The organism is Nostoc sp. DedQUE04 (assembly GCF_034530995.1).
Classification (GTDB): domain Bacteria; phylum Cyanobacteriota; class Cyanobacteriia; order Cyanobacteriales; family Nostocaceae; genus Nostoc.
Genome location: NZ_JAVRCA010000013.1, coordinates 138,594 through 153,335 on the forward strand (window position 1 = coordinate 138,594; position 14,742 = coordinate 153,335).

Sequence of the window (14,742 nt, forward strand, 5' to 3'; positions counted from 1 at the left end):
TAGCATCTTAATAATTTTGAATTCCTGAAGAGGAGGTTTGTTGTGGTGGGGAAAAAACCGACTGATAAGAATACTAAAGTAGAAATTCTTCAGGCGTATGAAGAGTTGGCAAAAGAAAAAGCAGCATTGAAATCAGAACTTGATAAAGTTGGCAACGAAAGCCAGTCTGGAACTAAAGAACAGCCTAAATTAGAACAAAAAATAGCTATGAATCAGCTTTCTAGTGTCCAACAGAAGATGAACAATACAATCGAAAGCTTGGCAAAGATTCAATTAGGTTTTGGCAGTGCTGCTAATGAATTATCGGAACAGCTAACCACAAAAGCCTCTAAGTTGGAAGAAATTAGGCGAACTTTAGAAGAAGAAATCCAACAATTAACACAGCTGCATAATTTAGAAATTTCTGATGATATCTTGGATACTCTCATCCAAGCCTATGAAGATAATACTAAAGCTTATCAGGAAGAATATAGCCAACGTTCTGAAGTTTTATTCCAAGAAATACTAGAGCAAAGAAATACTTGGGGAAAAGAACAAGAAGAACAGCAACGGGCGATAAAAGAACGGAATGAAAACTTAAATAAAACTCGGCAACGCGATGCAGCAGAGTATAAATATAATTTAGAACTCCAACGACAACTGCAAAATGACGAATACGAGCAACAGCAAAAAGCGCTATATAAGCAATTAGAAGAATTATTACAAGAAACAGAAAAGCAGTGGGCTGAACGGGAGAAAGCAATTTCTGAGAGAGAGAAACAATTTGAAGAGTTAAAAGCTAAAGTAGAGGCTTTTCCGAAAGATAAAGAAGCAGCCATCAAAAAAGCTACAGAAGAAGGTAAAGGCATCGCCCACTACCAAGCTAAAGTCAAATCAGATTTATATTCTAAGGAAGTAGAAGGGCAAAAGCGTTTCTATGAACAAAGACTGCAATCTCTAGAACAAACTATTACTAATCAAGAGACGCGAATTCAAAATCTTTCTAAACAACTGGAATCCGCTCTCAAACAAGTTCAGGATTTGGCAGTTAAAGCTATTGAAGGTACTTCAAATGTTAATTCATATCAGGCAATCAAAGAAATAGCTTTAGAACAGGCAAAGACTCAAGCGAAAAATAAATAAGCTGATTTCGGAAGAATTCAGAAGTCAGAATTCAGGAGTCAGAATAGTTAAAGAATCAGGAGAACATTTGATAAATCAATATATCAAGTGTGCTTCATTCCTTCTAAATTCTGAATTCTGATTCCTGGGTGCTGAATTCTTCCCTGATTTATTTTTAATGAAAATTGTAGAGACTTAATTTAATTTAAGCCCCTGCAAGTAACTCTAATGCTTTTTATTCAGTTTTCTTTGGCTTTTTGAGGTCTGGCGGAGGTTGTACTTTCTTCTTTGTTGTGCTTGCCTGCGTTTGCTTCAAGGCTTTGTTGGAATTTTGTTCTTGACTAGACATAATACTAACTTTTAATATTTACTACAATATTATTTAGATTATAAGTATTATTAATTACATCAATCCTACTCATATAAATTAGAAATTAATTTGTTGTTATTAACCCAAAACTTTTTTCGCTGTTGCTAACACACTGGGTATTTCACAAAATCATATATCGCTGTATTTTCAAATAGATTGATTGAACCATTGCCAGACACGCTTCAAAAACGATTGTTCTTGAGAGTATGAGAATTCTGCACGTAACCGATCGTTATAAACTTGCATATTCTCACCCGTTTCCGTCCAAACAAGTTCAAGGCACGGTACATGAGTTTTACAACCTGTACAAAAGCTCATATCTGCTGAATATAAATATGGGTTCTTTAAATAGCTGCGAATAATCTCTTCTGGCATTCCAGTGTAACTATCGCATTTAGCATGATAATAAATACATGGAATACCTTCTAGAGAAGCTTGTTCGCACTCGTCCGGGGGTAAGGTGACATACTCATTTTGTTGACCATCTGGACGTAACTTTAAATGTTCTTGGTGATGCCTTAGGTAATCTTCTTCATCCAACCATTCATGGCAAAACTCACATCGGTACTTTTTCATTGTCTACCCTAATCGATTTAAATATAATGCTTGATTATTCAAATCCAACATGACAAAAATTTTATTGAGAATACAATCTACAGACATAGTTAGGTTTGATTCTCTACATTTTCATTATTCCCAAAATAAATATAAAAATTAAAGCTTACATAAATAAAAAAGCTTCCTAAAAAAAAGGCGGGCCTTTCAGCCCACCCCACATAAATTTGAGAATATTCTGTTGCTATTAACCCAACAATTGTTTAGCCTTAGCTAACACATTATCAACGCTAAAACCAAACTTCTCTAAACAAACACTGCCTGGAGCCGAAGCACCAAAGCGATCGATACTAACAGTATCGCCTTCAGTACCTATGTACTTATGCCAACCGAAACTAGCGGCAGCTTCTACAGACAAACGCTTGGTGACAGCTTTCGGCAGAATGGACTCTTTATAAGCCGCATCCTGTGCTTCAAACAGTTCCCATGAAGGTAGCGAGACAACACGGACTTTCTTGCCTTCAGCCTTGAGTTTTTCGGCTGCGCCGACGGCGAGGCTCAGTTCTGAACCAGTTCCAATCAGGATGAGATCGGGTGTACCTTCGCTATCCACCACGGTGTATCCACCCTTTGCCACGCCCTCAACCGATGTACCAGCCAAGTTAGGAACGTTTTGACGGGTAAACGCCAAAAGAGACGGAGCGTTTTGCTTCGCTTTCTCGATCGCTATTTTATAAGCACCAGAGGTTTCGTTCCCGTCTGCGGGACGAAACACGGTTAAATTAGGAATAGCTCGCAAGGAAGCCAGAGTTTCAATGGGTTGGTGGGTGGGGCCATCTTCACCTTGCCCAATGGAATCGTGAGTCATCACCCAAATCACGCCAGCTTGAGAAAGTGCGGATAAGCGGATGGCAGCACGCATATAGTCTGTAAAGATTAAGAAGGTAGCACCGTAGGGAATTAATCCCGAACTGTGCAATGCTATACCATTACAGATTGCGCCCATACCATGTTCCCGTACCCCAAAGTGGATGTTGGGGTTTTCGTAGTGCCCTTTTTGAAAGTCGCCCTTGCCTTTGATTTCAGTCAAGTTGGAGTGGGTTAAGTCAGCCGAACCACCAATCAATTCAGGTAAAACCGCCGCCAGTTTGTTGAGGCAAGTTTCTGAGTGTTTGCGGGTGGGCAGTCCTTTGTCTTCGGGGGTGTAGGTGGGTAGTACTTTATCCCAGCCGTCGGGTAGTTTGCTGCTTAGGTAACGTTCAAATTCAGCTGCTTCTTCGGCATACTTAGCTTTGTAGTCGGCAAATATTTTGTTCCATTCGTCTTCGTAGCCTGCGCCGCGCTCAACTGCTTTGCGTGTGTGGTTGAGGGCTTCTTCGGGTATTACGAAAGGTTCGTATTCCCAACCCAAATTTTTCCGAGTCAAGGCAATTTCGTCTCCACCAAGGGCAGCGCCGTGAACGCCAGCAGTGTTTGCTTTATTGGGGGAACCGTAACCAATAATGGTTGTTACTTTTATGAAAGAAGGCTTATCGGTGACAGCTTTAGCTGCTTCAATTGCTTTAGCGATCGCTTCTAAATCGGTGTTGCCGTCCTCAACGTGTTGGACGTGCCAACCGTAAGCTTCAAAGCGCTTGGAAACATCTTCGGTGAATGCCACATCTGTGGAACCGTCGATGGAAATGTGGTTGTCGTCGTACAGAGCGATGAGTTTGCCTAATCCCAAGTGTCCTGCGTAAGAAGCAGCTTCACCCGAAATTCCTTCCATGTTACAACCGTCACCCACAATTACGTAGGTGTAATGGTCAACAATCTTGGTATCGGGTTTGTTAAATTTAGCGGCAAGGTGAGCTTCGGCGATCGCTAAACCAACTCCATTGGCAATTCCTTGACCTAAAGGGCCAGTGGTGACTTCTACGCCTGGGGTCATGAAGTTTTCGGGGTGTCCAGGGGTTTTGGATTCCCATTGACGGAATTGTTTGATATCTTCGATGGTGACGCTATCGTAGCCTGTCAGGTACAGTAGGGCGTACTGCAACATCGAGCCATGACCGGCAGATAAGACAAAGCGATCGCGGTTAAACCATTTGGGATTCTTGGGATTAAACTTCATAAAGCGATCCCAAAGGACAAAAGCCATTGGAGCCGCACCCATTGGTAGTCCTGGGTGTCCCGATTTTGCTTTTTCTACGGCATCAACAGCCAAGAAGCGGATCGAGTTAATAGCCAGTTCTTCGACGGACAATTCTTTGGCGGATTGGGTTGCAACAGTCATAATCTCTTGTTTTTAACGACGGGTTAGCACTCTTCGTAGCTTCTCTTGCTGGGGTTATTTTAGATTCCCCACAGTATCCTCATCATCCCACTCCCGCTTGTCGATGGACAAGCGGGATCTCCTGAGTTTCTGGTGATAAATCAAGCTGATAATTGGGTCATGCTGAACGCTTAAATTATATCGGAATGATATTTCTGATACTTTGGGCATTGGGCATTGGGCATGGGGCATTGGGCAAACGAGCAGAGCTGGATTAAACTATTGAATTCTGACTCCTGACTCCTGCCTTCTGCCTCCTGCCTCCTGCCTCCTGCCTCTTTTAAACGTATTTCTTAAAGGCCAGTGTGACATTATGACCGCCAAACCCAAAAGAATTGGATATTGCTATCTCGACTTTTTGAGCGCGGCTAGAGTGAGGCACGTAATCTAAGTCACACTCTGGATCGGGATTTTCCAGATTGATTGTCGGTGGAATTTGGTCATTAGCGGTCGCTAGTACTGTTGCAACTGCTTCAATACCTCCAGAACCGCCCAATAAATGACCTGTCATCGATTTGGTGGAGCTAATTGCCACCTTATAAGCATGTTCTCCCAAAGCTTTTTTGATTGCTGAGGTTTCAGTTGAATCATTAGCTGGGGTACTAGTGCCGTGGGCATTAATATAGCTAATTTGTTCGGGAGTTATGCCAGCATCTTTGAGCGCTAGTTCGATCGCTCTAGCGGCTCCAAGTCCACCAGGTACGGGGGAAGTGATATGGTAGGCATCACAGGTCATACCATAGCCGATCATTTCGGCATAAATGTGAGCGCCGCGACTTAGGGCGTGTTGCAGTTCTTCGAGAATTAAAATTCCCGCACCTTCACCCAAAACAAATCCGTTGCGATCGCGGTCAAAAGGACGGCTAGCATGAGTCGGGTCATCATTGTTAAAAGACAGTGCCTTGCAGGCGGCGAACCCAGCTATCGACAATGGTGTGACAGCTGACTCCGTTCCCCCACAAATCATCGCTTGGGCATATCCCCCTTGAATTAAGCGAAAAGCATCTCCAATGGCATTAGAACCAGCAGCACAGGCAGTTACAGGACAAGAGTTTGGCCCTTTAGCACCCGTGTGAATTGCCGTTAATCCTGCGGCCATATTGGCGATCATCATTGGGATCATGAATGGACTACAGCGATCGGGCCCACGGTTGAGGTAGATAGTTTGCTGGTCTTCTAATACCTTAATCCCACCAACGCCAGAACCGATCATCACACCTACCTGTTCTGCATTCAGGTCATTAATCGCTAACTCCGAGTTAGCTAGAGCCTGTTTTGCTGCCGCAACCCCAAATTGGGAAAACCGATCCATACGCTTGGCCTCTTTGCGTTCCAAGTAATCATGCGGATCGAAGTTTTTCACCTCACCAGCAATTCGGCAATCATGGCTAGACGCATCAAATAATGTGATGTAGTCAATGCCATTACGTCCACTCAATAATCCATCCCAATATTCTGTTGCTGTGTTACCTATAGGTGTAATCGCGCCAACACCAGTTACAACAACGCGTTTACGTGTATGATCTGTCATGATTCAGTTAAAAATGGCGAAAAAGCAGCAGGCAAAAAATTTGAGGTTAGCGACTAGGTACTGGTGAGCCAGCGCGGTCTTAAAGGTTTCCTTTACGAGCGACTGGCATCGGATTTGCTGACTTCAAGTGAGTGTCGTTAACGTCAGCATTAGTGACATTAGCAGCGTCACGCGAAGAGTGGCTAGATATTAGAGAAAAATCTCCCCAATCCCAATCCCCAATTCCAATCCCCAGTTAAGCTGAGGCGGTTACTTTGTTATTGATGTAATCTACTGCCTCTTGAACCGATGTAATCTGCTCGGCAGCTTCGTCGGGAATTTCGATATCAAATTCTTCTTCCAAAGCCATCACTAACTCAACGGTATCGAGGGAATCTGCTCCCAGGTCTTCCATGAACTTGGCTTGTGGTGTAACTTTGGCATCGTCGTCAACACTCAGTTGTTCGGTGACGATTTTCTTGACCTTTTCAAAAATTTCCGTTTGGCTCATAAATAAAAGTCCTTAACCACTTGCTACGATCTGCTCTTTAGAGGAGACATTGTTTTGAGCATATACATCTTATCGTCAAGCGCGATCGCCCGCATACTTCCAAGGGTTTTTCTGCTAGAAAACCTCTCCCATTCCTAAAATAAATCGGATAAGTTTTCTCTTAACACTTGAACTGTGGAGCGCGTTACGCCATCGCCGATTCCGTGTAAATGCTTTGCTTTTCCAATTATTGCTAAAATTTTTGACAATGTCTCATCGGTATTTACAGCCTTGCTAGCAATTAAGAATATGTAGATGCTGCGACCTTTTAACCTAGACGCTTAAAAGGTAGCTAAACGTCAAACATCAGAATGATGCTAACAAGGAATGATAAAACAGTTATTGTTTAGAGCGATCGCTCTAACCCAAACATACTTCTATGCTACCTCAGACACTGAAATACGCTTACTTCCCTGGTTGTGTTGCTCAAGGGGCCTGTCGGGAACTTTACCAATCAACTCAAGCGCTCACCCAAGCACTGGGCATTGAACTAGTTGAACTCAAAAAAGCTGCTTGCTGCGGTTCCGGCACATTTAAAGAAGATTCGCAACTGCTAGAAGATACAGTCAACGCCAGAAATATTGCTTTAGCAGAAGAATTAAATCTGCCCTTGCTTACCCATTGCAGTACTTGTCAAGGTGTTATCGGTCACGTCAATGAACACCTGAAAGAATGTCAGACTTCTAATCCTATTTACATTGAACAGGTTAATAGCTTGCTAAATAAAGAAGGTTGTTCGCCTTATCGCGGCAGTACTGACGTTAAACATCTTCTTTATGCCTTGGTGACAGATTACGGTTTAGAGGAAATTACCAAACGCGTCACCCGGAAGTTAACTGGATTAAAATGTGCGGCTTTTTATGGCTGTTATCTCCTACGCGCCCAAAAATCTATGCCTTATGACGACCCTTTCCAACCGGAAGGGATGGAAAATATGTTTCGGGCGGTGGGTGCAACACCAATTTATTACCGAGGGCGGACACAATGTTGTGGTTGGCCTCTTGCTAGTTATGCCACTACCCAATCTTTTAAGATGGCAGGGATGCATATTCAGGACGCTTTAGCGTCTGGTGCTGACTGTATGATTACACCTTGTCCTCTGTGCCACTTAAATTTAGATTCCCGTCAGCCAGAGGTAGAAAAAGTGATTGAACAAAAGCTAGGTTTACCAGTGTTGCATTTACCCCAATTGATTGCTTTAGCACTTGGCGTTAGTCCAAAAGAACTGGGTTTAGACCGTCACATTGTTTCCACAAAGCCAGTGTTGGAAAAATTAGGATTTTAGTTTTAGGACTAGCCTTTTTAATCTGACTGGTAAAATCTCTTTTTTTCTCTCTGTGTCCTTTGCGTCTGTGCGGTTCAAAAGTCTTTTATTTAACGTGAGTTCGATGAACCTCTCCCGGACAACCTCCCTCTCCCACAGGGAAAGGGAGGAGCAACGAGAAATTAGGGTTTTGGCTCCCCTCTCCGTGTCGGAGAGGGGTTGGGGGAGAGGTCAAAAAAGGGCTTGTCGAACTCACGTTTATTTAACCACAGAGGCGCAGAGAACTTGATGTTTACCGCAAGCAAAAGGTCATTTGACTTACTCATTAAAGTTGAGCTAAGGCTTTTAATAAAGACTTTCAAAAATTGCCGAAGAATTCAGGAGCAAAGCAAGAACAACTGCGCCAAGGCGTTAGTCGTATAGAATACAACAAGGTTATTCTATACAACTAACGCCAATATTGCTGTTTTGATAAAAAAATTTCCAAAATTAACCAACTTACAATATATAAGACTGGTAATTTTGGATAACTTTAATTAAACTTTAATTTTGAGAATCGCTTTGGTATTAGCTTCGTAAAGTCAACGCTTCTTTTTCGATGTTTTCATCCATCCAAGAAAACATATCGCCAATTGATTTAACCATATCTTCAACTCCTTCACGGAAGAGTTCTACATCTTTTTCAGACTTGGTATAAATTTGAGCCACTTGAATCAATTCGTCTGTATGTTCTGGATCTAAGTGGCAGTGGAGATGAAAATATTCGATGGTATGGTCATCAATACCTTTAAATATCTTACGAAGTCCTTCGATGTATTTGATGAAAATTCCAGGTAAGACTTGCTCAATTGCTGCAAATCTTCCTAAAGAACGTACTATAGGTTCATCATCACAAAATTCAAATTTCTTAAAGCGTAATGCTGGAATGAGAAACGCTCCATCCTCGGCATTGATATCAATTTGAGGACAATCAATACCTTTCATAAAACGCATAAATAATGCTACATGAGCAAGGTCTGAGTTGAGTTCTCCATGCTCAGTAAATGCATTTTCTAGCATAATCGTTCTAGCATGGTAACTATCCATTTTAGACGCGACTTTCAGAAAAGCCATATTGAATCTGTTTGAGCCAGGTAGCATTTTCATTGCAAACTGGCGGATTGCATCTTGTGAAAATTCTCCTTTGGCAAAGCGTTGAACAAAGGGATGTAGAGACAAATCTTGCGCAGTTGTGATTTCTAATAAAACTTGCTGTAATTGGTTGGATATCTTAGCATCCAAAGAAAGAGTTGCAGTCATTATTTTAGCAGATAAGTGGGTTGTTGTTGATGCTTGATTGTCTAATTGGGCGTGAATATCTAGACAATTATTCACGCAGCTTGCATAGCAAAAAATGCATACTCTTTGCAACTATGTTTTAGAGTATGTTTGCAAATGCTGATTAACAAATACTTGATTGACTGATTTGATGTGAATAATGAACAATTACTCAAGCAGTTCACATAGTAAAATGTGCAAACCTTTTGTAACCATATTTCACAAGTTTGCAAATCCTTATTTAGGTTAGGATAAGCTGGAAAATTGAGATTATCTTCAATAATTAAGGCCAAATTTTAACTATAATGCGTTCCAAAAATTTTTGTTTTTGGTTAGCTGAAATGTACGTACAGTCATTATGAATAATTTATTACCTCTTTTGCAAATATTCCGTACAAGTTCGTACTTTGTCTTAATAAAAATTCTAGTGTCTTATTTTTTTGTAAGCAAATAAAAAAACATCATTAACTAAATCTTTATTTTTTTCGACAAATTTCTAAAGTTGGTATAAAATTATGACCAACTTTTTCTGTCATCTGTCAATAGGAATAAAAATAAAATCCTCTTGAAGAAGAATACAGAATGGGACGTGCAAGATTCACGCCCCACAAGAATTAATTTGAATTTGGTTATGTAATTTAGATAACTTTCAGCTTATTCATTGCTATTTTGGAATTTACGTTGCAATTGTTTTAGCGATTGATACATATCTGGCAGGCGACCATAGACAGCACATACCTTGAGATACAGTTTGTAAGGAAGGGCTGGAGTTCCACAGACAACTTCTCCTGGTGCAACATCGCTGTGAATTCCAGTTTGAGCAGATGTCATCGATCCATCTCCCATCTTCACTTGATTGACTATTCCTGTTTGTCCAGCTAAAATAACGCGATTTCCCAGTTGAACCCCTCCTGCCATGCCAACCTGACCTGCGATCGCACAGCCAGAACCGATTTTGCAACCGTGACCTATTTGCACTAAGCTATCAATTACTGTATTGCGACCTACCCGTGTTTCTCCGACTGCTGGGCGGTCAATACCAGTGTTGCAACCAACTTCCACGCCATCTTCTAAGACTGTATAGCCTGATTGTTCCATTTTGAACCAACCAGTCCGGGTAGGAACAAAACCAAAGCCTTCTGCACCAATGACAGCACCACTGTGAATGACGCAATCTGCACCGATGTGGGTGCGTTCGTGGATGGTGCAATTGGCGTGTAAAGTGGTGCGATCGCCTATTTTGGCATCTGGATAAATCACTACATTGGGATGAATAATTGCGCCATCACCAATTTCTACCCCTTGTTGAATCACAGCATGGGGGCCAATATAAACATCACTACCAACTTTTGCGGTGGAGTGAATCACAGCGGTGGGATGAATTTCTGGGGTAGGGCGATATGGTTGATAAAAAAGTGCGATCGCTTTGGCAAACAATAATCGTGGGTCTGAGGTTGCTAGCCAGACAATACCCCTTTCTTGTGCAAGCGCTTGTAATTTTTCGTCCTGGGGCAAAATTAAAGCACTAGCATTGGTATTGCCAACAAAAGACCCAAATTTTGCACCTTCTACGTAACTGAGAGTACCGTTGGTAGCTTCATCAATGGCTGCTACCCCTGTAATTTCTGGGTCTTGGTCTGGGTTGCTAGTCAGGCTATGATTGGTAGCCGCGTCACCAAATTGACGGAGGATTTCGCTGAATTTCATTGTTGGGTGTGTTCAAAATTGATCTACAATCGCAAGATAATTTTCCCTCTTTATGCTCCAATACAATAATTTTGTAGACGCGTAGTGGTGAAGCAATCAGACTGTTCCTAGTTTCGCTTCAAGTTGGATAACTTTAGTGACATTCTTCTGTTGATGGCTCTCGTGAGCTTACTTTCACTGCATCTTGTCTCAATAGCGTCTTGAGGCGTTGATTATCTTCGGTAGCGATCGTTTCACCATAGTGATGAAGTTGAAAAAGCTGGCAATACCGATTTTGTTTAGCGCAAATCAAGCAGCCATAAGCATGATTGCCGTTACTACCGCATAACCGATGTCCCATCACCGGGCCGAGAGAAATATTTTGCTCGCTAGCTACAGTACTGAGAATTGAGCGCAGTTTGGACTCGAACTCTAATGATAAGTATTGCTTACGTCCTGGTTGTGTGCGATCCCATTCTGGAACGATTAATTCCTGTTTTAACAGACTCGTTTCAATCTCTTCAGACATCACAAGCCCAGATAGAATAACGTGACGGGAAACATGAGGTAATAATGTACGTGCTAATTGCCACATTAAGGCTTCATCAAACCACTCTTCAACTAGTGGACGCAGATACCAACAACAGGGAATGCCAAGGTTTACTAAATCTTGCAGCAACTGTACCCGACTCTGAATTGAGGCTTGCTCATAGCCTGGTTTCAAGGGTGGTAGACTAACAAAGACAGTGACTCGAAGTGAATGAGGTCGCTCTAGAGTTTTTTTGAGGCGTTCTAGAAAAGATTGACCAGGATGGACTTTGGTAGTTATGTAGACTATATTGGCGGCTTTGCGGTCAATCAGTGCATCCAGAATTGATAGTACGCGTTCTCGATGGGCTGGAATAAAAGGATCAGAGTAATCGCACAGTGAAATCGGAAAGCCCTTTTGTCCCTCTGGGGTAGCAAAAATGTAGTCTAGCAAAAGATCGAGCAGGTCAACCGGAGCTGAGACATCCTGAAAGTTTTGTGGATAATGATGCCAATCACGGTCTTGATGACAGACACAATAGGCACATTCAACCGGACAACGATTCTGAACATTTGGTAGAAATGGATTGAGGCTGAAGTATTTAACAGCACGCTCCTCATCAGGAATACCAAGCACTGGAAAGCCATGCAGCATATACTGGCTTTCTTGCAACGTAATTTCAGACGTAGGATTTTTATCAGTATCCATATATCTTTTATGAAAAAAGTAATACACCCAGAAAAATTTGTCTTCTCTAGAGTGGCTGGTGTGAATATAGAGTGGCAAGGTGGGAAATGCTGGAGGATTAATAAGAATTTTGATAAGTAAATATAATTAAGTAGCGATCGCTGTTCCTAAAGAACTGGTAAATGGGTTGAGGTTAACACGGAGAAGCTCTTGGTAACAAGTTTTAAGAGTAGACTTTTGCCATTTTGTACTAGTCAGATAATTAATAATTAAGATAGAGATTATTTATCCTCTAAACAATTCAAATTTTAAAATGATTAATAATATACAAGAATTAAGAGAGCGCTTGTTTGCTAGTGAAATAGTAAAAAATGAGCAAGACCTACAAGGATGTACCTCAGAGGGAATTGCATACATTGAAAGTAAATATGGAGTTTTACCAAGGACTTACAGGGAAATCTTAGGCTTACTTGGGCATAGTGGCGGAAAGCTTGTTAGCAGATCGGAATTTGAGTTTTACTTCGACCAAATTATCAAAATGAATGAGTGGCGGCGAGAGAGTCTCCTTGAGTCAATTGCTGAAGGAGACGAATGTACAACCTTGCCTGATAATGCTTTTTGTATCTGTGCTAGAAATGGAGATCCGTGGTTTATTATTGCCGATGGACAAGATGACTGTTCTGTTTATTTTCTGCATGACGATTGCATAACAATTAAAGAGGCCAGTAAATCTGTGATGGATTGGATAAAGGGATTTGTAGAAGACGCTGAATATTGGATAAGGAAAGGACTGAGATAATCAACCTGGTAAAAAGGGTCAATATTAAGCGCTCATCTAAGCACTAAAGTACTTACTACAAACTCTCTTCATCTGTCATAATCCCTATGGTGGTACTAGTCGCTATTCGCCATTGCTACCCCTGCTAAATACCCTGTTGTCCAAGCACTTTGGAAGTTAAACCCACCGGTAACGCCATCAATATCTAAGATTTCTCCGGCAAAATAAAGACCAGGAACTAACCTACTTTCCATCGTCTTGAAGTTGACTTCTTTAAGCTTGACGCCGCCACAGGTAACAAATTCTTCTTTAAAGGCTCCTTTGCCGTTGATTAAGTATTGTCCCTGAGTCAATTCTTGCAGCAGCCGATTTAAGGTTTTACTAGATATTTCTGCCCAACGGTCTTCTGTAGTAATGCCTACACGAGCAATAATATATTGCCAGAGACGATGGGGAAGGTCAACGCCACGATGCAATGCGATCGCTTTTTTTCCCCATTCATCCTTAACGGCTAAAACTTTTTCTCGCACTTGTTCATGGTGCAAATTAGGCAACCAATTAATCAATAATGTGGCTTCATAGCGGCTTTCGTGCAGAACTCTCGCACCCCAAGCAGAAAGCTTCAAAACAGCCGGGCCACTCAAACCCCAGTGGGTAATTAGTAATGGCCCAGTTTGTTGTAATTGGGATTTTCCGCCCGCAGATAAACGCAATTGAGCGGGGTTAACGCTAACTCCAGCCAATTCCCGCAACTTTTGATCGACAATGTTGAAGGTAAATAACGAGGGTACTGGCGGTTCAATTTGATGACCTAACTCTCGGACAATTTTATAACCCGCAAGGCTGCTACCGGTTGCCAAAAGTAAGCGATCGCATTTAATTGTCTCTCCCGATTTGAGAAGGATATCAAAACCCCCATCTGCTGCGGTTCTCACGGAAGTTACATGCGTACCGATGCGGAGTTTTACCCCAGATTTCGCCACCGATTTAATTAGACATTCCACAATGGTTTCTGAAGTATTGGTGACAGGAAACATCCGGCCATCAGCTTCCGTTTTCAGATAGACTCCACCAGCAGCAAACCAAGCTACTGTATCTTGAGGCCCAAACCGAGTCAAAGCACCCCGCAAAGCTTTTGCACCTCTGGGGTAATTTTGCACTAACTCCTCCGGTTCAAAGCACGCGTGAGTAACGTTGCAGCGTCCGCCACCAGAAATTAGCACTTTCGCTAGGGGTTGGCGACTGGCTTCGAGTAAAGTAACTTGGGCATCAGGATTGGCTTTAGCACAAGCGATCGCGCCAAAAAATCCTGCTGCCCCACCCCCAATAACTACAATTTGTAACGGTAACAATTTCAAAAATGTCTCTTTTACAGCACCTACTTTCTAGGCTAGCTGTTATTTTCACTCTTCATCAGGTTCAAAGTCGGCTTTTGTCGCACCACAAGTTGGACATGACCAATCTTCTGGGATATCTTCAAAGGCTGTTCCCGGCGCTATGTCGCTATCTGGATCGCCTTCTGCTGGGTCATATATATAGCTACAAACAGTACATTTATACTTTGCCATGTTCGTCGTTCACCCTCGGAAATTATTGGCATTGCTTCAGTATTAAATACTTTTGGCAGTTAGTCAAAAAGGCTTAGTCATTTAATGACAAATGACTAAAAACGCCACCATGTCCTTTGGGCATAACTGATAATCCCGATCGCGATCGCCCCAAGTAGCAGTAGCCAAATAATTCCACCTGGGATAAAAGTGAGAATACCAATACCTCTCAGTACCCAGACGGCAACGCTAATGCCGAGAAGTATACCAAAAATCTGGATTAATCTACGATTTAAAGAAGATTGATTCACCTAATTTTCCTCTCAATTCAACAGAAATTACACTTGATATTGATAATTAAAATATGAAGTTACGATGAAGTTATAGTTTCATCAGAAATAACACGTAAAACCGAGAGATACTGTCTAAATGTTAGGGTAAGGGACTTGATGTTAAATCGTGTTTGTGCCATTCTAGCTGTTAACAACGCAGTTTTTCATCTACAAGTATTACTTTGACAAAACTCACTGGAGT

General features: G+C 41.8%; 14 protein-coding genes. 3 read left to right on the forward strand and 11 right to left on the reverse strand.

The genetic code is table 11. The annotated features are described in order from the left end of the window. The first annotated feature begins 42 nt into the window (after positions 1-42). Positions 43-1,122 (forward strand): hypothetical protein, encoded by a 1,080-nt coding sequence (locus tag RM049_RS12125; protein WP_322704331.1) that lies wholly within the window; start codon positions 43-45, stop codon positions 1,120-1,122. Between the two features lie 496 nt (positions 1,123-1,618). On the opposite strand, the gene RM049_RS12130 is transcribed toward RM049_RS12125, so the two are convergent. The 5 genes from RM049_RS12130 to acpP form a co-directional block, all read right to left on the reverse strand. Then, positions 1,619-2,047 (reverse strand): hypothetical protein, encoded by a 429-nt coding sequence (locus RM049_RS12130; RefSeq protein ID WP_322672282.1) that lies wholly within the window; start codon positions 2,045-2,047, stop codon positions 1,619-1,621. A 226-nt stretch (positions 2,048-2,273) separates the two neighbouring features. Continuing rightward, entirely contained in the window at positions 2,274-4,301 is a 2,028-nt protein-coding gene (gene tkt / locus RM049_RS12135; RefSeq protein WP_322704332.1) for a transketolase, read from the reverse strand. A 54-nt stretch (positions 4,302-4,355) separates the two neighbouring features. After that, entirely contained in the window at positions 4,356-4,511 is a 156-nt protein-coding gene (locus tag RM049_RS12140; protein ID WP_157816647.1) for a hypothetical protein, read from the reverse strand. Positions 4,512-4,620: 109 nt separating this feature from the next. Beyond that, positions 4,621-5,871: a beta-ketoacyl-ACP synthase II gene (gene fabF, locus RM049_RS12145; protein ID WP_322672284.1), complete on the reverse strand. Its 1,251-nt coding sequence runs from the start codon at positions 5,869-5,871 to the stop codon at positions 4,621-4,623. Positions 5,872-6,106: 235 nt separating this feature from the next. Continuing rightward, on the reverse strand, positions 6,107-6,361 hold the full coding sequence (acpP, locus tag RM049_RS12150) for an acyl carrier protein (protein ID WP_322672285.1): 255 nt from the start codon (positions 6,359-6,361) through the stop codon (positions 6,107-6,109). 418 nt (positions 6,362-6,779) lie between these two features. On the opposite strand from acpP, the gene RM049_RS12155 reads away from it, so the two are divergent. Next, on the forward strand, positions 6,780-7,685 hold the full coding sequence (locus RM049_RS12155) for a CoB--CoM heterodisulfide reductase iron-sulfur subunit B family protein (RefSeq protein ID WP_322704333.1): 906 nt from the start codon (positions 6,780-6,782) through the stop codon (positions 7,683-7,685). Positions 7,686-8,231: 546 nt separating this feature from the next. On the opposite strand, the gene RM049_RS12160 is transcribed toward RM049_RS12155, so the two are convergent. From RM049_RS12160 to RM049_RS12170, 3 genes are all read right to left on the reverse strand, one after another. After that, complete coding sequence (locus tag RM049_RS12160; protein ID WP_322704334.1) at positions 8,232-8,963, reverse strand: iron-containing redox enzyme family protein; 732 nt, start codon at positions 8,961-8,963, stop codon at positions 8,232-8,234. Positions 8,964-9,635: 672 nt separating this feature from the next. Beyond that, the gene (gene lpxD, locus RM049_RS12165; protein WP_322704335.1) at positions 9,636-10,688 is read right to left on the reverse strand and encodes a UDP-3-O-(3-hydroxymyristoyl)glucosamine N-acyltransferase; all 1,053 of its coding nucleotides are present in this window, start codon (positions 10,686-10,688) and stop codon (positions 9,636-9,638) included. Positions 10,689-10,821: 133 nt separating this feature from the next. Continuing rightward, the gene (locus tag RM049_RS12170) at positions 10,822-11,904 is read right to left on the reverse strand and encodes a hypothetical protein (RefSeq protein WP_322704336.1); all 1,083 of its coding nucleotides are present in this window, start codon (positions 11,902-11,904) and stop codon (positions 10,822-10,824) included. A gap of 292 nt (positions 11,905-12,196) precedes the next feature. On the opposite strand from RM049_RS12170, the gene RM049_RS12175 reads away from it, so the two are divergent. Beyond that, positions 12,197-12,682 (forward strand): SMI1/KNR4 family protein, encoded by a 486-nt coding sequence (locus tag RM049_RS12175; protein WP_322704337.1) that lies wholly within the window; start codon positions 12,197-12,199, stop codon positions 12,680-12,682. Positions 12,683-12,777: 95 nt separating this feature from the next. On the opposite strand, the gene RM049_RS12180 is transcribed toward RM049_RS12175, so the two are convergent. From RM049_RS12180 to RM049_RS12190, 3 genes are all read right to left on the reverse strand, one after another. Then, entirely contained in the window at positions 12,778-14,013 is a 1,236-nt protein-coding gene (locus RM049_RS12180; RefSeq protein ID WP_322704357.1) for an NAD(P)/FAD-dependent oxidoreductase, read from the reverse strand. Between the two features lie 51 nt (positions 14,014-14,064). Then, positions 14,065-14,229, reverse strand: coding sequence for a rubredoxin (rd, locus tag RM049_RS12185; protein WP_322667342.1), 165 nt, complete (start codon positions 14,227-14,229; stop codon positions 14,065-14,067). A gap of 95 nt (positions 14,230-14,324) precedes the next feature. Then, the gene (locus tag RM049_RS12190) at positions 14,325-14,519 is read right to left on the reverse strand and encodes a hypothetical protein (RefSeq protein WP_322683898.1); all 195 of its coding nucleotides are present in this window, start codon (positions 14,517-14,519) and stop codon (positions 14,325-14,327) included. Between the last annotated feature and the right edge of the window lie 223 nt (positions 14,520-14,742).